At 68.2% G+C, this 23,932-nt stretch carries 15 protein-coding genes; 9 read left to right on the plus strand and 6 right to left on the minus strand.

What is annotated here, in order from left to right; genetic code table 11:
* Window positions 1-3 precede the first annotated feature (3 nt).
* The 5 genes from pks13 to ACLBW1_RS03125 all read left to right on the plus strand — a co-directional run bounded on the left by pks13 (window position 4) and on the right by ACLBW1_RS03125 (window position 11,450).
* Entirely contained in the window at window positions 4-5,259 is a 5,256-nt protein-coding gene (gene pks13, locus ACLBW1_RS03105) for a polyketide synthase Pks13 (RefSeq protein WP_447810027.1), read from the plus strand.
* The gene (locus tag ACLBW1_RS03110) at window positions 5,256-6,806 is read left to right on the plus strand and encodes an acyl-CoA carboxylase subunit beta (RefSeq protein WP_447811123.1); all 1,551 of its coding nucleotides are present in this window, start codon (window positions 5,256-5,258) and stop codon (window positions 6,804-6,806) included. Before pks13 ends, ACLBW1_RS03110 begins: the two co-directional genes overlap by 4 nt.
* A gap of 88 nt (window positions 6,807-6,894) precedes the next feature.
* Window positions 6,895-8,034, plus strand: coding sequence for a hypothetical protein (locus ACLBW1_RS03115; protein WP_447810028.1), 1,140 nt, complete (start codon window positions 6,895-6,897; stop codon window positions 8,032-8,034).
* A 225-nt stretch (window positions 8,035-8,259) separates the two neighbouring features.
* Window positions 8,260-9,852 carry an MFS transporter gene (locus tag ACLBW1_RS03120; RefSeq protein WP_447810029.1) on the plus strand — a complete coding sequence of 531 codons (1,593 nt, stop codon included), beginning with the start codon at window positions 8,260-8,262 and terminating at the stop codon, window positions 9,850-9,852.
* Entirely contained in the window at window positions 9,849-11,450 is a 1,602-nt protein-coding gene (locus ACLBW1_RS03125; RefSeq protein WP_447810030.1) for an NAD-dependent epimerase/dehydratase family protein, read from the plus strand. Before ACLBW1_RS03120 ends, ACLBW1_RS03125 begins: the two co-directional genes overlap by 4 nt.
* Here the strand turns inward: ACLBW1_RS03125 and ACLBW1_RS03130 are convergent.
* Both ACLBW1_RS03130 and ACLBW1_RS03135 read right to left on the minus strand, forming a co-directional pair.
* Entirely contained in the window at window positions 11,416-11,925 is a 510-nt protein-coding gene (locus ACLBW1_RS03130; protein ID WP_447810031.1) for a DUF2505 domain-containing protein, read from the minus strand. The two genes, ACLBW1_RS03125 and ACLBW1_RS03130, sit on opposite strands and share 35 nt — an antisense overlap.
* A 1-nt stretch (window position 11,926) precedes the next feature.
* Entirely contained in the window at window positions 11,927-13,282 is a 1,356-nt protein-coding gene (locus ACLBW1_RS03135) for an aminotransferase class I/II-fold pyridoxal phosphate-dependent enzyme (RefSeq protein ID WP_447810032.1), read from the minus strand.
* Between the two features lie 205 nt (window positions 13,283-13,487).
* Between ACLBW1_RS03135 and ACLBW1_RS03140 the strand changes: the two genes are divergently transcribed.
* Window positions 13,488-14,678 carry an acyl-CoA dehydrogenase family protein gene (locus ACLBW1_RS03140; protein ID WP_447810033.1) on the plus strand — a complete coding sequence of 397 codons (1,191 nt, stop codon included), beginning with the start codon at window positions 13,488-13,490 and terminating at the stop codon, window positions 14,676-14,678.
* A gap of 74 nt (window positions 14,679-14,752) precedes the next feature.
* Window positions 14,753-16,396: a glycosyltransferase gene (locus ACLBW1_RS03145; RefSeq protein ID WP_447810034.1), complete on the plus strand. Its 1,644-nt coding sequence runs from the start codon at window positions 14,753-14,755 to the stop codon at window positions 16,394-16,396.
* Between the two features lie 38 nt (window positions 16,397-16,434).
* Here ACLBW1_RS03145 and ACLBW1_RS03150 read toward each other — a convergent pair whose 3' ends face one another.
* Window positions 16,435-17,250 carry a glycosyltransferase family 4 protein gene (locus ACLBW1_RS03150; RefSeq protein ID WP_447810035.1) on the minus strand — a complete coding sequence of 272 codons (816 nt, stop codon included), beginning with the start codon at window positions 17,248-17,250 and terminating at the stop codon, window positions 16,435-16,437.
* 501 nt (window positions 17,251-17,751) lie between these two features.
* Between ACLBW1_RS03150 and ACLBW1_RS03155 the strand changes: the two genes are divergently transcribed.
* Together ACLBW1_RS03155 and ACLBW1_RS03160 are read left to right on the plus strand one after the other, a co-directional pair.
* On the plus strand, window positions 17,752-19,323 hold the full coding sequence (locus ACLBW1_RS03155; protein WP_447810036.1) for a glycosyltransferase family 2 protein: 1,572 nt from the start codon (window positions 17,752-17,754) through the stop codon (window positions 19,321-19,323).
* Window positions 19,320-20,231, plus strand: coding sequence for a glycosyltransferase family 2 protein (locus tag ACLBW1_RS03160; protein ID WP_447810038.1), 912 nt, complete (start codon window positions 19,320-19,322; stop codon window positions 20,229-20,231). Before ACLBW1_RS03155 ends, ACLBW1_RS03160 begins: the two co-directional genes overlap by 4 nt.
* Here the strand turns inward: ACLBW1_RS03160 and ACLBW1_RS03165 are convergent.
* The 3 genes from ACLBW1_RS03165 to ACLBW1_RS03175 form a co-directional block, all read right to left on the minus strand.
* The gene (locus ACLBW1_RS03165; protein WP_447810039.1) at window positions 20,228-22,090 is read right to left on the minus strand and encodes an ABC transporter ATP-binding protein; all 1,863 of its coding nucleotides are present in this window, start codon (window positions 22,088-22,090) and stop codon (window positions 20,228-20,230) included. The genes ACLBW1_RS03160 and ACLBW1_RS03165 overlap by 4 nt on opposite strands.
* Before the next feature lie 63 nt (window positions 22,091-22,153).
* Window positions 22,154-22,867, minus strand: coding sequence for a hypothetical protein (locus tag ACLBW1_RS03170; protein ID WP_447810040.1), 714 nt, complete (start codon window positions 22,865-22,867; stop codon window positions 22,154-22,156).
* Between the two features lie 8 nt (window positions 22,868-22,875).
* Complete coding sequence (locus ACLBW1_RS03175; protein WP_447810041.1) at window positions 22,876-23,865, minus strand: cytochrome c oxidase assembly protein; 990 nt, start codon at window positions 23,863-23,865, stop codon at window positions 22,876-22,878.
* Between the last annotated feature and the right edge of the window lie 67 nt (window positions 23,866-23,932).

The raw sequence follows: 23,932 nt of genomic DNA on the forward strand, positions 1-23,932 counted from the left end.
GCGATGTCTGAACTGAATAGCGATTCCCCGAACCCCGAACCCGTCGCGACGGAGCCCGTCGCCCCGGAGTCCGCGTCCTCTGATGTGGTGTCCGCCCCCGATGGAGAGACCGCGGGCGATCTGACCGTTGCCGAGCTGCGCGACTGGTTGCGGGACTGGGTGTCCACGGCCACCGGCATGCCCGCCGACCAGATCTCCGACGACCGCCCGATGGAGGAGTTCGGTCTCGCCTCGCGGGACGCGGTGGCCATGGCCGCCGACATCGAGGACAAGACCGGCGTCCTGCTCACCGCCACCGTCGCCTACCAGCACCCGACGATCGCGTCGCTGGCCAAGCGCATCATCGAGGGTGATCCCGACGAGGGGCTCGAGGTCGACGAGGACTCCGCGTTCTATCACCGCGACCGTCCCGCCGACGACGACATCGCCATCGTCGGTGTCGCCACCCGTTTCCCCGGCGCCGGCCACACCCCGGAGTCGACCTGGGATCTGCTGATCAACGGCCGCTCGGGCACCGGCGATCTCCCCGAGGACCGCTGGACCGAGTTCAAGGCCGAGCCGCGCCTCGCGAAGGTGTTGGCCGAGAGCAACGTCCACGGCGGCTACCTCGACGACGTGAAGGGCTTCGACGCCGACTTCTTCCAGATGTCGCCGCGCGAGGTCGAGATGGTCGACCCGCAGCAGCGGCTCGCGCTCGAGCTCACCTGGGAGGCGCTCGAGCACGCGCACATCCCGCCCAGCGACCTCAAGGGTGGCCAGGTCGGTGTCTACATCGGCAGCTCCACCAACGACTATCAGATGCTCGCGGTCGCCGACCCCGAGGCGATGGGCGACACCGCGGCGTACGCGCTGACCGGTACCTCGACGGCCATCGTCGCCAACCGCGTCTCCTACTTCTACGACTTCCACGGTCCGTCGGTCGCCCTCGACACCGCGTGCTCGTCGTCGCTTGTCGCGGTGCACCAGGCGGTGCGGAGCCTCCGTTCGGGTGAGACCGACGTGTGTGTCGCCGGTGGCGTCAACATGCTGATCTCGCCCGCGGCGACCCTCGGTTTCGACCGTGTCGGCGTGCAGGCGAAAGACGGTCGCATCAAGGCGTTCTCGTCGGATGCCGACGGCATGATCCGCGGCGAGGGCGGCGGACTGATGATCCTCAAGCGCGTCGCCGATGCGCGCCGTGACGGCGACACCATGCTCGCGATCATCGCCGGCTCGGCGGTCAACTCCGACGGCCGCTCGAACGGGCTGCCCGCGCCGAACCCCGAGGCGCAGGTGGCGATGCTGCGCACCGCCTACCGCGATGCCGCCATCGACCCGCGGTCGGTCGACTACATCGAGGCCCACGGCACCGGGACCATCCTCGGCGACCCGATCGAGGCCGACGCGCTCGGTCGCGTGCTCGGCCGTGGTCGCGACATCGACAAGCCGACCCTCCTCGGTTCGGCGAAGACGAACTTCGGGCACCTCGAGTCCGGTGCAGGCGCGGCCGGACTCATCAAACTGGTCCTGGCGATGCAGAACGACAAGCTGCCCCCGTCGTTGAACTACGCCGGACCCAACCCCTACATCCAGTTCGAGGCGACCCGGCTGCGGGTCATCACCGAGCCCACCGACTGGCCGCGCTACGCCGGTCACGCCGTGGCCGGGGTGTCGGGCAACGGTTTCGGCGGGACCAACGCCCACGTGGTGGTGCGTGAGGTGCTGCCGAGCGACCTCGTGGAGCCGACCGCGACCCCCGAGGTGTCCGCGCCGCCGGCCGAGCTGCACACCACCCACGCCGACGCGTACGACGATGATGACGACGACTACCTGACCGACGCCGAGAAGGCGGCGCAGGGCCTGTTCGCGACCGCGACACCCGCGCCCGCCGACGACGTCGCCGTGGCGGACGACCCGGTGGCCGGGTACGCCCCGAGCACGGTCGAGAGTGCGGTGGTGCCGTTGGTGATCTCGGGCTTCCTGCCCTCGCGGCGCCGCAAGACCGCGACCGACCTGCTGGAGTGGCTCGAGTCCGATGCGGGCCGCGCCACGCCGCTCGCCGACATCGGTCGGTCGCTGGCCCACCGCAACCACGGCCGCAGCCGGGCGGTGATCATGGCGCACAGCCACGACGACGCCGTCGCCGGTGTCCGCGCCGTCGCCGAGGGCAAGAACAGCCCGCTGGTGTTCAGCTGCGACACCCCCGACCCCGCTTCGGCGGTGTGGTTGCTCTCGGGGTTCGGTTCGCAGCATCGCAAGATGGCCAAACAGCTCTACCTCGACAACCCGGTGTTCCGCGCCGCGGTGGACGAGGTCGACGGTTACGTCCAGAACGAGCTCGGGTACTCGATCTCGGAGATGTTCACCGACGACGAGCAGACCTACGGCATCGAGACCGCCCAGGTCGGCATCTTCACCATCCAGGTCGGCCTTTTCGAGCTCCTGCGCCATCACGGAGCCGAACCCGGTGTGCTGGTGCCTCATTCGATGGGCGAGGCGTCCGCGGCGTATCTCAGCGGCGGACTGTCGCTCGAGGACGCCACCCGCGTCATCTGCCAGCGCTCCCGTCTGATGGGCGAGGGCGAGGCGAGCCTCGAAGGTGACGACATCCGCCTGATGGCATTGGTGGAGTACAGCGCCGACGACATCACCGGTGTGCTCGTCGACTACCCGGACCTCGAGATCTGTGTCTACGCCGCACCGACCCACACCGTGATCGGTGGACCCGAGGGCCAGGTCGACGCGATCGTCGCCCGCGCCGAGTCGGAGGGCAAGCTCGGTCGCAAGCTGCAGACCAAGGGTGCGAGCCACACCGCCCAGATGGATCCGCTGCTCGGTGAGCTCGCCTATGAGCTCACCGGTATCGAGCCGCTGCGGCCCACCGTCGGCTTCTACAGCTCGATCGACCGCGAGACGTTCTACCGCCCGGGCCACGAGCCGGTGCACACCATCGACTACTTCACCAAGGGGCTGCGGCACTCGGTGTGGTTCTCCCAGGCCATCGCGAAGTCCGTCGAGAACGGGCACCGCACCTTCATCGAGTTGTCGCCCAACCCGGCGGTGCTGATCTCGGTCGCCGCGGTGACCTTCGGTGCCGGCCTGCACGACGCCGAGCTCATCGAGACGTTGCGCCGCAAGGAGGACGAGAACCTCGGATGGGTCACCGCCCTGATGAAGCTCTACGTCCACGGCCATCGTGTGAACGTGGCGTCGCTGTTCGGTGCCGGTGAGTTCGCCGACATCCCGCGAACGCGCTTCGAGCGCAAGGACTTCTGGATGCGCGCGGTCATCAACGGCGGTGCGGGCGCCAACCGGGTCCCCGGTTCGCACGTCGCGCTGCCCGACGGTCGCCACGCGTGGGAGGTGGCCGCCTCGGTCGTCACCGACCCACGTGAGCTGGTCGCGGCCGCCGCGACACAGGTTCTCGCCGACGTCCGCGTGGGCGCGGTCGAGACCCGTGGCGAGATGCCCGCAGCCGGGACCGTCACCACCACGTTCACCCCGCATCCCGGCGGCGGTTCGCTGCAGGTGCACGGCAAGGACGCCGGTGGCGCCTTCACACTTCTGGCCGACGCCGTGGTCACCGCGGGCGCCGCGCTGGGCGGCACCGCGGTCGCGGGTGAACCGCTGACCACGCCCACCCCGGCCGAGGCGGCCCGCGCGTCGGGCTTCGTCGACGAGCGCGTGACGGTGGAGCCCGAGATCGTCGAGGATGCCGGAGCGCGGTGGGATCCGGCGAGCGGTCAGAGCGTCGACGATCGCGTGGCCTCGATCATCGCGGAGTCGATGGGCTATGAGGCCGAGGACCTGCCGCGAGAGATCCCGCTGATCGAACTGGGTCTCGACTCGCTCATGGCGATGCGGATCAAGAACCGGGTCGAGTACGAGTTCGACATCCCGCAGATGCAGCTGCAGGCCATGCGCGAGGCCGATCTGCGCGACGTGGTGAAGTTCGTCAGCTACGCCGTGGAGCACCGCGACGAGGTGGCCGCCCTGGCCGCCGACGCCGAGGGCGGCGGCGAGATCGACACGGCCGCACTCGCCGAGATCATCGATGCGCCCACGGCACCGGCGACCGCGACACCGGCCGAACCGGAACCCGTGCCCGTCACGGAGCCCGCGCGGCCCGCGGCCCAGGCCGGCGATCTGGTCAGCCAGGCCGCGGTCGCCGCGGCCGCGGGTGCCGATGTGCCGCCGCGTGATGCGGCCGAGCGCCTCACCTTCGGTGTGTGGGCCATGGTCACCGGCACGTCGGCGGGCGGCATCTTCAACCCTCTGCCCGTGCTCGACGAGGAGACCGCGGAGAAGTTGACGGCGCGGCTGTCCGAGCGGGCCGGTGGCGAGATCGACATCGAGGACGTGCTCGACGCGCAGACCATCGAGGACCTCTCGACCTACGTGCGTGATCAGCTCGAGGGCGGTCAGGTCGACGGCTTCGTGCGCTACCTGCGCACGGTCGAGAACGCCACGCGCCCGCCGCTGTTGCTGTTCCACCCCGCGGGTGGTTCGTCGATGGCGTACGAGGCGCTGATCAAGAAGCTGCCCGCCGACCTCCCGGTGATCGGCTTCGACCGGGTCGAGGGCACCATCGAAGAACGCGTGCACCAGTACCTGCCGAAGCTGCGCGAGGTGGTCCCGAGTGGGCCCTACGTGTTGGCGGGATGGTCACTCGGCGGTGCGCTCGCGTACGGCTGCGCGCAGGTGCTGCGCGAGCAGGGCGAGGACGTGGCGATGGTCGCGTTGCTCGATGCGGTGCGCCCCAACGGTTCTCCGGAGGAGACCACCGAGGAGAAGCGTGCCCGCCTCGAGCGGTACATGACCTTCGCCAAGCGCACCTACGGTGTCGACGACGTGCCGGTCCCGATGGACCGCCTCGTCGAGGCCGATGACGAGGGGCAGTTCCGCATCATCATGGAACTGCTGTCGATGAGCAACGCCAAGATCCCCGGCGGCATCATCGAGCACCAGCGCACCTCGTTCCTCGACAACCGCGCGCTGTCGACGATCGAGCCGACCCGCTACGACGGCAAGGTGGTCCTCTACCGCGCCGACAAGATGCAGGACGGCGCAGTGGAACTCGAGCCGCGTTGGGGCGACATCCCCGAGGACGGTCGCTGGGGTGAGGTGGTCGACGACCTCGAGATCGTGCACATCGGTGGCGATCACCTGGCTCTCATCGACGAGCCCTACATCGGGCGGATCGGCGCGGATCTCACCACGCGGCTGGCCGACATCACGCGGCCCTCGGCCGCAGCGAGCGCCCCAGGAGGCACCAACTGATGGACACCACCGCAGCCAAGCTGGCCGATCTCCGTGCGCGACTGGAAGTTGCGAAGGAACCGGGTGGCGAGAAGGCGATCGCCAAGCGTGCCGCGAAGGGGATCTGTTCTCCCCGTGAACGACTCGCGATGCTCTTCGACCCGGGTACCTTCGTCGAGTTCGGTCAGCTGGCCAAGCTGCCGGGGTCGGACTCCAGTGGCTACGGCGACGGCGTGGTCACCGGACACGGTCTGGTCAACGGACGTCCGGTCGCGGCGTTCAGCCACGACCAGACGGTCTTCGGTGGCACGGTCGGCGAGGTGTTCGGCCGCAAGGTGTCGATGCTGATGGAGTGGGCGGGCAAGATCGGTTGCCCGATGGTCGGTATCAACGATTCGGCCGGCGCGCGCATCCAGGACGCGGTCACCTCGCTGGCCTGGTACGCCGAGATGGGTCGCCGCAACGATCTGCTGTCTGGTCTCGCGCCGCAGGTGTCGGTGATCCTCGGCAAGTGTGCCGGCGGCGCGGTCTACACCCCGGCGAACACCGACATCCTTGTTGCGGTGAAGGATTCGAGCTACATGTTCGTCACCGGTCCCGACGTGATCAAGCAGACCACCGGCGAGGAGATCGACGCCGAGGATCTCGGCGGTGCCCACAATCAGGCGCGGTGGGGCAACATCCACCACATCGCCGACACCGAGGCCGACGCCTTCGCGTGGGTGCGCGAGTACCTCGACTACATGCCGTCGACGTGTCACGAGACGCCCCCGGTCATCAACCCCGGGCTCGAGCCCGAGATCACCGAGAGCGACCTCGGTCTCGACGATTTCCTGCCCGACAACGACAACGCCGGCTACGACATGCGCGACATCCTGCTCCGCATCTTCGACGACGGTGCGTTCCACGAGGTGTCGGAGATCTTCGCGCCGAACATCATCACCGGCTACGCGCGTGTCGACGGACGCAGTGTCGGTGTCGTCGCCAACCAGCCCAGCGTGATGGCCGGTGTGCTCGACACCGACAGCTCCGAGAAGGCCACGCGATTCGTCCGCATCTGCAACGCCTTCAACATCCCGTTGGTGTTCGTCGTCGACACCCCGGGCATCCTCCCCGGTGTCGCCGAGGAGGCCAAGGGCACCATCCGACGCTCGGGCAAGTTCCTGTTCGCCTACGTCGAGGCCGATGTGCCGAAGGTGACCGTCGTGATCCGCAAGGCCTACGGCGGCGCGTACGCGGTGATGGGTTGCAAGCAGCTCGGCGCCGACATCAACTTCGCCTGGCCCACGGCCAAGATCGCGGTGATGGGTGCCGAGTCGGCGGCGGCCATCCTCACCCGTCGGCAGACCGAGAACGCGACGCCGCACGAGGCGGACAAGATCCGCACCGACTTCATCAACTTCTACAACACGATGATGGCGACGCCATACCTCGCGGCCGAGCGCGGTTACGTCGACGCGGTGATCGAGCCGTCGCAGACGCGACTGCAGCTGCGTAAGGCGTTGGCGCAGTTGCGTGACAAGCAGATGCATCGCACGCCGCGCAAGATGCTCCTCATGCCCGTCTGAGTCGACGGGAACTTTCTCGGGCGTTCACCGCATCCAACGGTTCGTCCCCGTGACGACCGTCGCGGGGCTCGTCCGAAGGGAGCGAATCATGAGACGTCCAGACCGTCTGAGGCGACGCGGCGTCGGCGCCATCGTCGCTGTCGGTGTTCTCGCAGGTGTGCTGCAGGGCACCGCGGGAGTCGCTGTGGCCGACGCCAAGCCGGGTGACCCCGGTTCAGGTTCGACGAACAGCAACTCACACCGGGGACCGAACAAGGCCACGCCGCAGAAGACCACCGGCGGCTCGTCAGCGCGGCACACCCCGAACCGCGGGCCGAACAAGACCCGCCCCGGGGACACGGCGTTCAACGACGACCACCCCAGGATCGGAGCGGAACCCGATCGTGGCGCCCACAAGGTACGACCCGGCGACACCTGGTCACCGACGGCTCCGCGTGATCGGAGCGGCCAGCCGAAGCCGCCGCGGCGGGCCCTCCCGGGTCCGACGCAGCGTGAGGAGCCCGGCGCGGTGTCCCCGCCGTCGGCGCCCCAGCGGGCCGCCCCTCAGCCGGTGGCACCGGCACCTGAGCCAGAGGCGCCCGTGGCACCGAGTCCCGAGCCGACGGCCCCGCAGCCGGCACCCCCTCAGGCGGCGACCGCCCGACCGACGCCGCAGCCCACCGTGGATGCGAACTCGCTGAAGAGCGTCGAGAGCCCGGAGGGTCTGCCGAGCACCGTGGGTCCGACCGATCCGAACGGGCCGATCGACCGCACGGTGCGATACACGCCCGGCCCGGCACAGCAGGGGCCGGGTATCGGGCTTCCAGAGCGTCGGGAGTACAGCCCACCGGGCAATCACACCAGCTCGTGGGGCAAAGACCCGGGAGTCGGCGCGTACGGAACGGTGTTCGAGGTGGGTGACAACCGGATGCAGGTTCCGTTGGGGAGCGAGCCGGATCCGAACGTGAAGGCAAACCGGATGCGCGGCGTCGACGTCACCGCGAAGGTGTTGACGCAGGTCCGCATCTCCTCGGCGACGCCGACAGGGCAGCGCCAGGTTCGGGACTCGGCCGGCAACACCTGGACCGAGACCACGTACCGCTACGGCTATCAGCGCCGCACCATGTACAACGGCGGCGTCAACTCTCTGCAGGTGACCGCGCCCGGCAGCTGGGACGACATCACGCCCGGGGAGGCGCGGCGACTGTTCGATCGCGGCATACCGCGCCCGCGCGCCTTGGGCAGGTGACCGATCGGTCGGCCATCGAACCCGTCTGATCGCCCGAGGGGTCGCCACGATGCGTGGTCGGCCTCTCGGGCTCACCGGGGAGGGCGTCTGTCTGGATCCGATCACAGGCCGACCGCCCGCCGCTGCCCATCTCGACAACTGTTGAGGATTGCCGTACCCGACGGTATCCCTCGCGGTTAGTCTGCGACCGCCGCATGTGCGGTGTCGTCGATGTCGAGGAGACCCATGTCCCGCACGCGCCAGCTCTCCGCGTTCGCAGTGATCTGCGTGTGCGAGCTCCTCATCGTGCTGGACATGACCATCATCAACGTCGCGCTGCCGCAGATCGGTATCGAGCTGGAGACGTCGATCACCGGCCTGCAGTGGGTGGTCGACGCGTACACGCTGACGTTCTCCGGCTTCCTGCTCGCCTTCGGCAACCTCGGCGATCGCCACGGCCGCAAACTCCTGCTCGCCGGAGGTCTCGCCGGTCTGGGGTTGTCGTCGATCATCGGTGCCGTCGCCGACGATATGGCCGCGGTGTTGGTGTCGCGCGCGCTGATGGGATTCTTCGCCGCCGCAGTCCTGCCCGCGACGCTCGCGATCATCACCAGCATCTTCCCCGACCCCAAGGAGAAGTCACTCGCCATCGGCATCTGGTCGTCGATCGCGGGTGTCGCGGTCGCGATCGGCCCGATCTCGGGCGGCTACCTGCTCACGCATTTCTCGTGGCATTCGGTGTTCTGGCTGAACGTGCCCGTCGCGGCGGTCGCGTTGGTCCTCGTGTGGCGGCTGGTGCCGAACTCGAAGGCGGCGAGCGTCGGCCGCCTCGACTGGCCGGGTGTCGTGCTCTCGATCGCGGGCATCTCGATCGGTGTCTTCGCGATCATCGAGGCCCCCCGCTACGGCTGGCTGTCGGCGACCACGCTCATCGGGTTCGCCCTGTCGCTGGTGTTGTTGGTGTCCTTCGTGCGGCGCGAATTGACCACCGACTCGCCGGTTCTCGACATGCGACTCTTCCGGATCCGCCCATTCGCTTTGCCCGCCCTGGCGATCGCGGTCGGATACTTCAGCCTCTTCGGCTTCCTGTTCCTCATCACGCAGTACTTCCAGGGTGTCCGCGAGTACACGCCGCTGGCCTTCGGCATCGCGACCCTGCCGTTCGCCGCCGCACTCGCCGTGTCGGCGCCGACGGCGACGGTGATCGCCCAGAAGGTCGGCACCATGCCGCCGTTGGTGCTCGGGCTGGTGCTGATCGGTGCGGGGCTCATCGTCGGTGGACAGGTGGAGCTCGACAGCTCGTATCTGACGCTGGTCCTGCCGGCGATGATCCTGCTCGCGGTCGGCATCGCGATCATCCAGGGCCCGGCGACCGAATCGATCATGTCGTCGGTGCCGCTCGATGAAGCCGGTGCGGGCTCGGCCGTGAACGACACCACGCGCGAGATCGGTGGCACGCTCGGTGTCGCGGTGATCGGCTCCATCGCCAGCTCGTACTACCTCACCCACGTCCGATCGATCGTCGAGGGCATCCCCGCCGGGCTGATGAACGACACCGAGAAGGAGTACGCGCGGTCGAGTGTGCTGAGCGTCCTGCAGATCCGGGAACGCGACATCCCCGCCTTCTTCGACCCGGCACGCAACGCCCTCATCGACCAGATGAAGCAGGCGGCGCTCACCGGTTCGGCCCACGCCTCGTACCTGGCCGCCGGAGCGGTGTTCGTCTGCGCGGTCGTCGTCGCGATCGGCCTGCCCCGCAGGTACCGGACGTCGGGCATCGTGGGCGACCAGGTCGACGCGCTGCACAGCGAAGGTGTCCGCGCCGGAGACGCCGGATGACCACGATCGCCGTCACCGGGGCCACCAGTGATTTCGGTACCGCCATCCTGCCGGTGTTGCTGGCCGACCCGACGATCGACCGCGTGATCGGCCTGGGTCGACGCGAACCGCGGGTGCGCCACCCGGAGCTCGAGAACGTCCGCGCCGACATCCGGTCACCCGAACTCGAGAGGGTGTTCACCGGCTGCGACGTCGTCATCCACCTCGCGTTCGTGGTGGAGGAGGAGCGCGACAAGTCCGTGTCGAGTGACGTGAACCTGGGTGGTTCACGCAACACCGTGGAATGCGCGTACCGGGCCGGCGTGCGGCACATGGTGATCGCGTCGAGCGCAAGCGCCTACGGTGCCAACGACCTACAGGTGCCGGTGACCGAGGACGAGTTCCCGACCGCAGACCCCGGTCGCTACTACTTCTTCGACAAGGCCGAGGTGGAGCACTTCGTGGAGTGGTGGCTCCGACGACACCCGGGCGAGATGACCATCGCGATGTTGCGGCCCACCTTCGTGGTCGGTGCCGACGTCTCCAACGACGGCATCGACATGCTCACCGGCATGGCCATCGCCTTCCCGGATCCGTCGACGTCGCACTACCAGTTCATGACCCAGCACGACATGGCACGCGCGTTCCACGTCGCGGCGGGGAGCGACCTCAACGGTCCGTTCAACATCGCGCCCCGCGATCACACGCCGGTGCCCGCCCTCGCGCGTATGCAGGGCCAGGCCGTCAGCGCCGCACCGCTGCGCCTCCTGCGTCTGCTGGCCGACATCGGGTACCGCCTGCGCCTGATCCCGTTCTCGTCACACTGGATCTCCTCGGGCGAGGCCGCGCTCGACCCGGATCTGTTCTGCCGCAGCACCGGTTGGGAACCCTCGGCGTCCTCGAACGACGTCGCGGCCGCGATGATCCTGTTGCGTGGACGCCCGCTCTTCGGCGGGGCCGAGGTGCTGCCCTCGGCGCGTGTGGCCGAGGTCGCGCTCGAGCCGGCGACTCGCCGACTCCGACGGTGGGCCGAGATCGACCGCGACATCGCTGATTTGGTGGGCGACGTCGACGAGGTCATCGAACGGGTGCGTCACGTCAACCTCGACACGCCCGTGGGCGGCGTGCACGCCGAGGTACACCACGGCGACGGCGGACCCACGATCGTGCTCGGTGTCGCCGGCCGCAGCCACGCCCGCTATGTCACGCCGCTCGCAGCGCGACTGGCCCGGGACGGACTCACCGTGGTCGTCGTCGACACCCCGGGCCACGGTCTGAGCAGCGGTCGTCGCGGAACCCGACGTGGACACGATCGCGCCGTCGACGCGGTCGCCGCTGTGCAGCCCGACCCGTCGACGGTCATCGTGGAACTCGCCGGGTCGCGACGCAGCGGAACGTCGATACCGGAGGGGCCCGACGGGCTGCTCGACTTCCGTGCCGGCGCACGTCTGCCGTGGAAAGGCCGCGCTGGCAGCGCAACTCCCATCGCCACCGTCACGAACCGACGCGTGACCGTGGGAACCGCCGGCGATCTGGGTTCCGGGGAAGGTCAGCGGCGGCTCGCCGAGGCGATACCGGGAGCGGTCAGACGCGAGGGCGTGCCAGCCAGTCGAGGGTGAACTCCCGCTCGATCCGGAAACCCTCGGCGGTCTGCGCCGCCATCATCTTCTCGACCATCGCACCGACGACGGGTACCGCCGCGGTGACCGTCCCGGCGAAGTGCATGTCGCATCGGTCGGGGCCCACCGCCCGCAACTCGATGTGCGCGTCGATGCTCGCGGGCATCGAGACCACCGTCGACACGAATGTGCCCGTGACGCTGTCGGATTCACAGGGCTGCCACGATTCGGTGTACTCCACGCTCACCCGCGACGGCACGAAGCGTGTGAGCGCTGCAGGTATGGAGGTCGTCGGGATCGGTTGGCGCGCGACCGCACGGAAACCCTGATCGTCGGCGGCACAGGAGATCAGCTCGCCGCCACCGCCGGCCATCGACTCGACCCGGTCGCGCCAGTAGCGCGGTTCGGTCAGCGTGGCGTACAGCTTCTGCAGCGAACAGGGATACGGCTCGACGTGCGCGAGATCGGTGGGCACGTCAGCCCAGTGCCGACGCCGGCACCCGGCCATCGACGCGCTCAGAGGCGGTATCGATGTCCTCGGGGTCGTCCATCCCCGCTGCCTCAGCCGAACCGACCGCTCCTGCGGCGTAATTGGTCGCGTCGGTCTCGAACTCGTCCATCGGCGGGAGATGCCGAGTGAGCGCATCGATCGCCCGGTCGAGTTGGGAACGGGTGTGCTCGGTCTGGACGCACAGACGGAGCATGGCCTTGTTCTGGGGAACCGCCGGGAACATCGCGACCGCTGCGAACACGCCGTCGTCGAACAACTTTCGCCACGTGTTGGACACCCGCAGCTCGGTGTAGCAGAAGGCGGGGACGATGGGGGAGACCACATCGGTGCCGTCGGGGAGCGGCGAGGGTTCGACCGTCGGGATGCCGGCGGCGACCAGACCGTCACGCAGGTACTTCGCGTTCTCCAGTGTGCGCGTGCCGCGTTCGCGTCCCTCGTCGGTCTGCAGCATGCGTACCGAGGCCAGCGCGGCACCGAGGGTGGCGGGGACGGCGGCGGTGGTGAACAGGAACGTACGGGCGTGCGCGCGTAACGCGTCGACGATGTCGCGGTTGCCGCAGACGAATCCGCCGGTCGATCCGAGTCCCTTCGACAGCGATCCCATGCGCACATCGATGCGCTTCTCGACTCCGTAGAGCTCGGCGGCGCCGGTGCGACATTCACCGAGGACGCCGACGCTGTGCGCTTCGTCGACCATGAGTGCGGCATCGTGCTTCTCGCAGACGTCGGCGATCGCGTCGAGCGGCGCGAGATCACCCTCCATCGAGTACAGACCGTCGACGATCACGAGTTTGGCGCCCACCGAACGACTCAGACGCTCGTCGAGCTGTGCGGCGTTGTTGTGGCGGAACGCGCGGATCTTGGCGCGGGAGAGGCGCGCTGCGTCGTAGATCGACGCGTGCGCGGCCGAGTCGACGATGACCGTGTCGCCGACGCCGACGAGCGCGGAGATGGCGCCGAGGTTGGCTTGATAGCCGGTCGTGAACAGCAGAGCGTTCTTGGTGCCGTGCCACGCTGCGAGTTCCGCCTCGAGCTCCACGTGCAGATCGATCGTGCCGTTGAGCAGGCGGCTGCCGGTGACCGTGGTGCCGTACTTCTGCAGTGCGGCCATGGCCGACTCGCGCACCTTCGGGTGATCGGCCATCCCGAGGTAGTTGTTGGAACCGAGCATCACGCAGTCGCGTCCCTCGACCGGCACGGTCGGAGCGTTGACGGAGTTCATCACCCGGTAGAACGGCAGCTGGTCGCTGTCGCGCATGACGCGGTACGCCCAGATGCGCTTGTCGTGACGGATGCGATCGAGAATCAGTTGCGAAGACATGTGAACCCCCCGGTACGTGTGAGCGCGACGCTATCGACGCGCGCGGCTGCGGGAGGCCCGGAATGACCCGTTTTCGTCTCGATCACAATGTTGCTCAACATCTGTGGAGATACGCCCCAACCAGCTTTCCGTACCGATCGGTATGTGGTACCCATCACACGGCCGCGGCCGGCGTCGGCGTGCGGTGAGAGCGATCGGGGGATGGATGAGCGTCGCAGTGGGGGCACGTGTCAACGAGGGGCGAGAGGACTCGACGGCGAGCGGGGTGTTGCTGGCGCAGGCCCGTGCCGCCTTGCGACGTCGGATGCCCCTTCTCGCAGACTGGTTCGACGAGACCACGCTCGCGGAGCGTGAGGCGCCGGGCAATCGTGGCCTCGAGGTGTTCCGCGAGGCCGGGGGCTGCGGGCTGATCGTGCCCGTCGAGATCAGCGGTCAGGGCGCCTCGGCCGTCGAGGCCCTGCAGGTGCAGCGCGCGATCGGCGCGGCGTCACCGTCGTTGGCCGTCGCCACCGTGATGCACCACCTGTCGATCGCGACGATCGTGCAGATCGCGCTGACCGGACCCGAGGAGGATCTCGCGCTGCTGCGCAGCGTGGTGGAGCAGAACGCCCTGATCGCCTCGGCGTTCGCCGAGGGACGGGTCGGCGGGAGCACGCTGATCCCGACCGTGTCGGCGGTCTACGACGAGGACACCGGCGACTACGTCGTGACGGGCCGGAAGAAGCCGTGCAGCATGGCGCACTCGATGGCGTTCCTCGCCGCGAGCCTCGACGCCAAGGAGTCCGAAGGGGGGCGCGGCCGCAAGGCTGTCGGACTGATCCCGGCCCAGATGCCGGGCGTGAGCGTCGAACCGTTCTGGACGTCGCCGATCCTCGGAGGTGCCGAGAGCGAGGAGGTGATCCTCGACGGTGTGCGCGTGCCGGCGGCGCTGATGATGATCGGCACCATGCAGGACCCCGACGGCATCCACGAGATGACCGGGTTCCTGTGGTTCGGGCTGCTCGCCTCCGCGGGTTACATCGGCGCGGCGAGCACCCTGCTCGAACGGTTGCTCCACAGCCCCCGAGCCGACGCAGCGACCTACACGCCGATCGCGGCCGAGCTCGAATCGGCCATGGCCGCGCTGGAATCGGTGGCCACGGCGCTCGATGCCGGCGAGCGGGGCGCTGGCATCTCGGCGCGACTGCTGTTCATCCGCACCGCGCTACGCACCGCCCTCCTGCGTGTGGCCGCGGCGGCGACCTCCGCACTCGGCGGGATCGCCTTCATCACCGACCCCGACATCGCCTACCTCGAGTCGGTCCTGCAGGCGTTCTCCTTCCATCCGCCGTCGACCACCGAGACCCAGCGATCGCTGTTCGCCTACCACCGCGGCGAGGAGTTCCGACTCGCCTGAGGTGAGTGGTCACGCCCTGTGGCCGAGGTTCGATGAGGTTCGCTCGTACAGCTGACTGGGATGCCGCTGACCGAATGGATACGGTCAGAGGGACCGAGGTGCGTCGAGGTCCGTCGTCACCGAAGACGGTGATGCAGGCCGGAGCAGGACAACGCATGGTGGGATATCTGGTGAGTGACCGGGTTGCGCGTGCGAAGAACGCCCTGAACCCGTTGACTCCCATCCGGCGGCGCTACCCGCAGTTCCGTCCGTTCCGTTACGACGCGGGGTACCAGTCGTGGATGGACAACGTGGAACAGGGTGAGTTCCTGCCGCCGGCAAGCGATCTCGGCAATCCTTTCGGTGATGAACCGTGGTTCAGCATCGTCATCCCGATGTTCAACACCCCGTCTCGACACCTCGAAGCACTGGTTCGGTCACTGCTGGGACAGACGTTCGGTTCCTTCGAGGTGGTGATGGCCGACGCGTCGACGGATCGACTGGCGCGCGCGTCGATCAAGCGCGCGTGCGATGCAGATCCGCGACTGCGATATCGAGGACTGGCCTCGAACGACGGGATCTCGCAGAACACCAATCAGGCCATCGAGTGGGCGCGAGGCAGCTTCGTCGTGTTCGTCGATCACGACGATGTCCTTGCGCCACAAGCGCTCAACGAGGTCGCCGCGTATGTGCGACGGCATCCGGACACCGATGTCCTCTACTCCGACGAGGACCTGATCACCGAAGACGGGGTCTGGCGACACTCGCCGCAATTCAAGCCGGACTGGTCGCCGCACCTGTTCATGAGCTGTAACTACACCAATCACATGTCTGTGGTGCGGCGCGACCTCCTCGCGCGCACTTATGGGCTCGACAGCCGCTTCGACGGGGCGCAGGACTATGAGTTCGTCCTCCGCCTTCACACGGTGCCCGGTCGTCGCGTGGTCGGCCACATACCCCGGGTGCTCTACCACTGGCGGCAGGCACAGGGCTCGACTTCGACGGGCAACGATGCGAAACCCCATGTCCACGAGGCAGGTCGAATCGCTCTGGAGACGACGCTACGGAGTCTCGGACACTCCGTGGCTGTCTCGGCCGACAGGGACAGCTACGGTCCGTACGAGGCGGTCTTCCGCGTCGCGGACGGTACGCACCTCCTGGTGGTCTGGATCGGCGACTGCGCGGAGTCGGCGGAATCCCTGTTCGATGTCACCGACGTCTCTCAGTTCGCGTCGACCAGGATGCTGAGGTTGGCGACCGACGAGGGACTCGACGAGATTCTCGACGAATGCGAATCCGACGCCGTGGTCGCGATCATCCGGCGCCCGGTGTGCACAGACGACCCGCAGTGGGTCGCCCAACTCGTGGGTGTGGCGCAGTCCGATGCCGTCATCGCGGTCGCTCCTCGACTCGTCGATCGCGATGGTGTCGTCACCGACATGGGTCTGGTGCGCGACGGAGACGGTCGCCTCCGGCGGTTGTTCGCCGGCCTCGAGATGGGGGCCGGCACCGTGTTCGGCTCGAACGAGTGGGGGCGCGACGTCACCGCTCTCACCGGCGACGTCGTCGTGTCGACACGACGGAACATGGTTCGACCACCGGCACGGGCCGCCTACCATGTCGTCTGGCCCGTGGTCACGATGACGGTCATCGAACACGTCGGGGAGCCGTCGTCAGCCTTCAACCCCAATCTCATCGGCTTGTCCAACGGCCGAATCGCGGTCAGATCCGGCATCTGAGGTGCTGCGCCGGTCATCGAGGCCCAGCCGGTCATCGTTCACCGCTCGGCGGGCTGGGACTCCGGATCGCCTGGTCCGACGCCGCCCGTGAGGATCGACAGCAACCGAAGGGTGGCGTCGCGGGGCGTGTATTCCAGTGCTTTCTCCCGGAATGTGTCCACCGCGGCTTGGCAACCGATGGCGTCGTCGAGGAGGTCGACGGCGTTCTGCAGCAGGGCCGCCGCGTCCCCGACCGAAGAGAACCGCGCTGTGCCGTCGGCGTATTCGCGCACACCGTCGATGTCGGTCGACGCGACCGCGCACCCGCTGGCCAATGCTTCGGCGGGAGGCAGATGCCAGCCCTCTGCATCGCTGGCGCAGATGTGCACTCGAGCACGTTGATAGATCTCCCCACGGAGGACCGCCGGCTCCGGTGATCGGCTGAACTGCACCCAGTCGGGAAGTCCGTCGGGGCGAACACATGTGCCGAACACGTGAGCGCTCACATCGGGTCGGGTCTCACGCAACCCGATGAGGACCTCGATGACGAGATCGGTGCGCTTCCAGCCGACGTCGGAGACGAGGGCGCACACCATGGGCGGGCGCTCGGCGATCGGAGGGCCGGGCGGGAACTCGTCGAGGTCGATCGCATTGGGTAGACGGACACTGTCGACGCCCAGTTCGCTGCCTTTGCGCTGGAGCCACCGTGAGATGACCAGTCGGGTCAGCGGGAGCCGCCACGTGTCGTCGACGTACTTCCACCAGTCCTCGTAGTGCTGGATGAGATAGAACTTGCCGCCGGCCGTCCGGGGCAATGCGGAGACGAACTCCGCGGTCCACGCCGCGGTGGCGATGGTCGCGTCCGCGTCGCTCACCTCGGACACGGATAGCGTCTGCGAGGTCAGCGACTCGACGCCAGGGTGCAGCTCGAACCACGTCGGACGTGCGGGTCGGATTCGACTCCCCTGAAACGCGCGACGAATCGTCGCACCAGGTGAGAGGTACGGAACGCGTTTCCTCGGGTAGCGGAACTGTGCGTCCTCGCAGTGGTGGATCGTGACGTCCACACCGAGCGCGGCAAGGTCCGAGGCGTACCGGTAGGCGACTTTGTAACCCCCGACTGGGGACGGCGTCAGGCCCGGCAGGATGACATTGACCTTCACCGAACCCCCATCTCGAACACGCATGCCCGGTCGAGGCCGACACTAGGTATGCCCGTGGGAGACGGTTCGACGAACGGTAGGGATTCATTCGTTCAGGTGGGTTGACCACGCGACTGGTCGGGCGTTGCAAGGATCGGTAGCGTGACTCCTGACCGCGGCCGCCCGATCGACGGGTCCGGCCGAGACGGATGACGGAATCGAGCCGCACAATCCATGGTGGGATACATCGTCGACGACGCGATCGCCCGGCTCGGTCATCGGGTCAACCCGATGACGCCTCTGCGGCGCAGATTCCCACAGTTCCTCCCATTTCGGCACGAGGCGAGCTACGACCTATGGGTCGAGACCTGTGAGCAGGGACTGTTCCTCGCGCCGATCGACGACACGGTGAACCCGTTCGGCGACGAGCCGGTTTTCACCATCGTGATCCCGATGTTCAACACCGCACCTCGACACCTCGAGGCCTTGGTGGATTCGCTTCTGGCCCAGACGTTCGGCAACTTCGAGGTCGTGATGGCCGACGCATCGACCGATCGCAGGGCCCAGTCGTGTGTCCGCCGCGCGTGCGAGCGCGACAAACGGCTCCGATACCACCAACTTTCGAGCAACGACGGAATCTCGGAGAACACCAACCGCGCCCTGGATGTCGCCTGCGGGACCTTCGTGGTGTTCGTCGATCACGACGACACCCTTGCGCCGCAGGCGCTGAACGAGGTTGCCGCTCACGTCTTCGACAACCCGGACACGGACATCGTGTACTCCGACGAGGACATGATCACCGACGACGGCACGTGGCGACATTCACCCCACTTCAAGCCGGACTGGTCGCCGCACACGCTTCTCTGCGTCAACTACTCGAGCCACCTGTCGGTCATACGGCGGAGTCTCCTGGACCAGAGCGACGGTCTCGATCCCCACTACGACGGCGCCCAGGATCACGAGCTCATCCTTCGACTCCACTCGATGCCCGGTCGACGCGTCGTCGGCCACATCCCGAAGGTGCTCTACCACTGGCGCCAGGCACCGGGGTCCACGGCCGGAGGCGGGGGAGCGAAGGCATACGCGCGGGAGGCGGGGCGCCTCGCGATAGAGACCACGTTGCGCGGTCGCGGCGTGGACGTCCACGTCCCGGAGGGCCCGCCGACCAGTCCGTACGAGCCGATCTTCGCTGTGGCGCCGGGAACGGCCCTCGTCATCATCCGGACCGGAGATGCGATGAGCGACGTCGCCGACGGTGACGCTGAGATCTTCGACGTCGACACGAGTGGGTTCGCCTCGGTGCGTGTGGTCGACGCCCCCGATGCATCAGCCGTGGATTCTGTTGTCGCACAGTGCGACCCCGATGACGTGGTGGCCGCGATCGGTTGCCGCGTGGCCTGCGGGGACCCGACATGGTTGACGCGGCTCGCCGGACTGGCGCAGACCGACGATGTCGCAGCTGTGTCTCCGCGAGTGGTCGACGAAGACGGCGTGATAGTCGACATGGGGAAGGTGCGCGACGGGGCGGGTCGCTCCCGACGGCTCTTCGCCGGACTCGGCGTGGCGGACCACACGATGTTCGGCGCGACCTCATGGGGACGGGATGTCGCGGAGTTGTCTGGCGATGTCGTCGTCGCGCTCGCAGGGCGCCTCGGGAGGCCTGCGTCGGACGGGAGGCGCCTCGTGGTGTGGCCACCCGTCACGGTCACGGTCGTCGAACCTGCGAGCGGGCGGCCAGAGGCCCTGAATCCCAACCTGATCGGTCTGTCGAACGGCCGCATCGCGATGCACGTCAACGCCCGATGACCGTGGACGTCGAGGTGACGGTGTGCGTTCCGCTCTACCGTCACGAACGCACGGTCGAGCGATGCCTGCGCAGTGTCCTCGCCCAGGACCACCCGAGTTTCGAGATCCTGGTGATCGACGACGCCTCCGGTGACGACGGTGCGCGGATCGCGCGGGAACTCATCCGCGAGGGAGACCGTGTTGTGGTCAACGATCCCCGGCTCGGTGCGGCCGGCAATCACAACCGGTGTATCGAACTGGCCCGAGGCGCCCTGATCCAGTTCGTGCACGGCGACGACGAGTTGTTGCCCGGTGCCCTGACGACCCTCTCGGCCTGTTTCGCAGACCCCGAGGTCGCCATGGCGTTCGCACCGCGAGAAGTGGTCACCGACGACGAGGATTTCCGTGGCCGCGCAGGGTCACCCCACCTGCATTTCGGGCCCCTGGCGCCGATCAACGACGCGACCACGCTCATCAACCGATTCCTGCGCGCCGGCGCCATGAACAACTGGTTCGGCGAACCGACGAGCGTCATGTTCGCCCGCGACCGCGCCCTGCAGGTCGGCGGGTTCCGTGACGACCTCGTACAGATCTTCGATTTCGATCTGTGGCTCCGGGTGAGCTCGGGACGACGCATCGCGTACTGCGACGCCCCGCAATCGGTGCGACATCACGACGAGAACACCCTCAGCGCGCTCAACGTCCGCGAGAAACGCGAGTGGCTCGATCACACCCGATTCCTGTGGGCCACAGTGGTCGACACCCGAATGCCGGCCGGGGCACGACTGTACGGAGCCATCTGGCTCATCTGGTGCTATCCGACCTCACTCGGTGATGCCGTGCGAGGACCGCGCGGCATCAGGCTGACCCGGTTGCGTCAGGTGTGTGCCGTCCCGTTCGCGGAACTGCGTAGGCGGTGGGCCTCCTAGCCGAGGTCGAGTACGTCTTCCGACGCGGCGTCGGTGGGGATGCGCAGCGCCGTCAACAGATCCTTGTAGAGCGGGCTGCTGGCGAGGAGTTCCTCGTGCGAGCCCTGGGCGATGAGGCGACCGTCCTGCAGCACCACGATCATGTCGGCGTCGACGACGGTCGACAGGCGGTGGGCGATGGTGATCACCAGGCCGGTACGGGCATGGTCGACGATCGCGTCGTGGATGGCGTGCTCGGTCAGCGCGTCGACCTGTGCGGTCGCCTCGTCGAGCAGCAGCACCGGCCGGTCGGCGAGCAGTGCGCGGGCCACGGCGACACGTTGGCGTTGACCGCCGGAGAGCGAGTTCATGGAGACCTGGGCATCGAGCCCGCCCGGGAGGGTGTCCACCACGCTGCGCAGCGACAGGCGGTCGAGCACCTCGTACATCGCCTCGTCGGTCGCATGCGTGTTGATCAGGCGCAGGTTCTCGCGCAGGGTGCCCGGGATGAGCGGCGACTCTTGCTCGACGTAGGCAAAGTGGGTGCGCGTGGTCGACGCCGAGACTTCCTGGTAGGCATGGGATCCCAGTCGGAGTTCGCCGCTGTCGGGTTCGAGGAACCGCAGGAGCAGCGAGAGCAGGGTCGTCTTGCCCGCGCCGGACGGCCCGATGAGGGCCACGTGGCCGCGGCTGGGCATCCGCAGGTCGATGCCGTTGAGCACGGAATCGCCGCCCGGATAACTGGCGAACACGTTGCGCAGCCACATCCCCGACCCGTCGCCGGTGGGAACGCTTCGCTTGGATTCCCACGCCGCGACGGGGTACCCCGCGCGATGCCGCGGACCGGAGCCGTTTGAACCGCTCTGCGGTGAACCGCCCTCGATCGGCATGGCGTCGACCTGACGGATGCGTCGTGCCGCCGCGAGACCCGCCTGCAGCTGCGTGAGGCTGGTGCTGAGCTGGCCGATCGGATCGCCGATCTGGAACGCATAGAGCAGGAATGCCACGAGCGTGGACACGGTCATCGCACCCGAGGACACCCGTACGGCGCCGAACGCGAGGATGGCGAGTATCGAGACCTGCACACCGGTGAACGAGGTGGTGATGGCCAGCGCCTGTCGTCGCACGGCGTACATGTTCAGGTCACGTGAGCGCGCGGCGATCTCGTCGAGTCGAGTACGCACCCGCTCCTCGGCGATGGCGGCCTTGATGGACTTGATGGCCCGCAGGTTGCCGTCCAGTTCGCCGCCGAGCTCACCGACGGCGGCCTGGGCGCGCTCCTGCGACTTGGCGATCGAGGGCAGGATACGGCCGAAGAGAACCGTGAGGATCAGCACCGCGATGAGGGTGACGCCGACGAGGGTGATGTCGAGGATCGCCATCATGATCAGTGCGCCGACGAGCATCACCACGCCGTTGACGCCGCCGACGATGCTCGACGACGCGGCTTCACGGAGGAGCACCGAGTCCGACGTCACGCGGGTGACGAGTTCTCCGACCGGGCTGCGCTGCAAGGGGCTGAGACGTGCGTAGAGGAAACGGAGGTTCATGCGACGGCGCGCGTCGTAGACCACGCCCTCCGACAGATTGCCGAGGGTGACCAACTGCCACCACTGCGCGACGGCGCTGACGATCACCAGGCCGATCAGGATCGACAGCGGCGGGATGATGCCGGAGTTGCCGTCGACGGAGTCGAGGATGTGTTTCGTCGCCAGGGGGGTGCCCAGGCGCGCGGCCGATCCGATCAGTCCCGCGACGGTGGCCAGCGCGAACAGCGGCAGACGTGGGCGGATGAGCTCCCACAACAGGCGTGTGTTCGGTTGGTCCCTCGCGGAGTTCCCCGTGTTCTTCGAGAGGTCTGGCGTCGATTCTTCGCCCATGCGCATAGTGAACCAGAATTCCGGTCCGATCCCCGAGTCACGAGGTGTGACGAAGACCGTCCGTCAGCCGTTGCCCGGGTCGGACCCTGTGTCGGTGCCGCCGGATCCTCCGCCCCCATCAGGTGGCGGGGGGTCTGCGGGCGGGGGCGTCTCGGGACCGGGCGACGCGGTGGTGGGCGGCGAGGTGACCGGCGGGATGACGTCGGGCGGTCGAGGGGCGGGCGTCTGGGCGGGGCCCGGTCGCGCGGGAGACCGGGAGGAGGACCTGTCGACCGCGGTGTCGGTCGCGGCGGTCGTGGGGGATGCAGCCGGGGCCGCCGACACCACAGCGGCCGGAGGTGGGTTGGTGTCTCCGAGGTCGGGGACGCGTGTCAGGGGAGCCACGACAGGGTCGGCGCCGACCGTCTCGCCCGCAGGCGGACCGACGGGTGGGGCAGGGACGAGAGAACGGGCGTCGACGTCCACCTCATCGGCGGTGTCGGTGGTCGAGGTCGCGTGTCCGGCGCTGGGGACGAGCCGCATCTGCGCGTGCGTACCTCCGTGGGTGGCCCACAGTGTGACGGTCACCGCGCAGGCGACGACGATGACGCCGGCCCCGGCGCCGAACCAGCGCCACCCTGCCGACGACGCGTGGTGGGCGGCAGGCGATGCGGCCACCTGCGCGCGCAACGCAGCCTTCGTGGCCTCATAATCGATCTCCTCGCGCACTCCCACGCCCTTCGTCGAGCCCCCGGCGGGATGAGAATAGCGGGGAGAGCGATCGTTGGCGCAGGTCACGACCTCGGCTATCGGCGGGCGCGAGGAGAGCTCTCGGCGGCGTGCAGGGCAGCGAGTCGGGCGTTGTAGGCGGCCAACGCGGCGTCGTCCCCGTCGATGTCGTAGGTGTCGCCGGTGGAGTCGCCGTCCGCTGCCGTGGCGAGAGTTGCCTCCTGGCGGGCACGGTCGAGCCACGACACCCGCCGCGCCTCGCCCGGCGTGCGATGGGTCTCCGCGCGAATCCACTGACCCGCGACCAGCACCAGCAGCAGCATCATCAAGCCGTCGCCGCCGAACCACATGATGGCGCCCGCGATGTTCTGGTCGGCCAACGCGTCGGGCCCCCACCCGAGCCGCGACTCGCCGTATGCCGGGGCCAACGGGCGATCGGTCAACATCAGCACGATCCCGACGAGGGTGTCGGGACCCATCGCGATCAGCAGCGTCACGAAACGCACCGGATGCGACAGGTCGTGACCGCTGAACTCGCCACCGATCGTGGGCAGGAGCAGCAGGTAGCCGCTCACCAGGTACAGCACCATCTCGCCGTCATGGATCCACATGTGCTCGCTCATCGCCTGCTGGAACCCGGTGAGATGCGTCCCGACGAGCACCGCCGCGTACACCGGCACCGAGAACGCCGGCGAGGTGAAGAAACGGGTGATGCGGTGCGTCATCACCGCGCGGACCCGGCCGGCGCCGACGGGCCCCGACGACTCCATCGCCAGGCGGACCGGCTGCGCCGACACCAGCAGCAGCGGGATCACCATGATCAACAGCAGGTGGGTGATCATGTGCATCCAGAACAGATGGTGCGCGAACGCGGCGGCGCTGGAGTTCAGCGTCACCACCAGCAGCGCCATCGCACCGACCCACGCGGCCGTGCGCGCCCACGGCCACACGACGCCCGCGCGTCGAGACCTCTGGACGCCGAGGAGATACGCGGCGGTGGCGACCACCATCACGGCCCACCAGACCGGCGTCGAGGTCCAGTCGGTCAGGAGGTCGGGCCGGGTCATCGGTGTCATGTCCACCCGACCCACTATCCACGCGGCGCCATGCGGCGTCGAGGGACATCGTCGCAGC

It is taken from the genome of Williamsia sp. M5A3_1d (assembly GCF_053345315.1).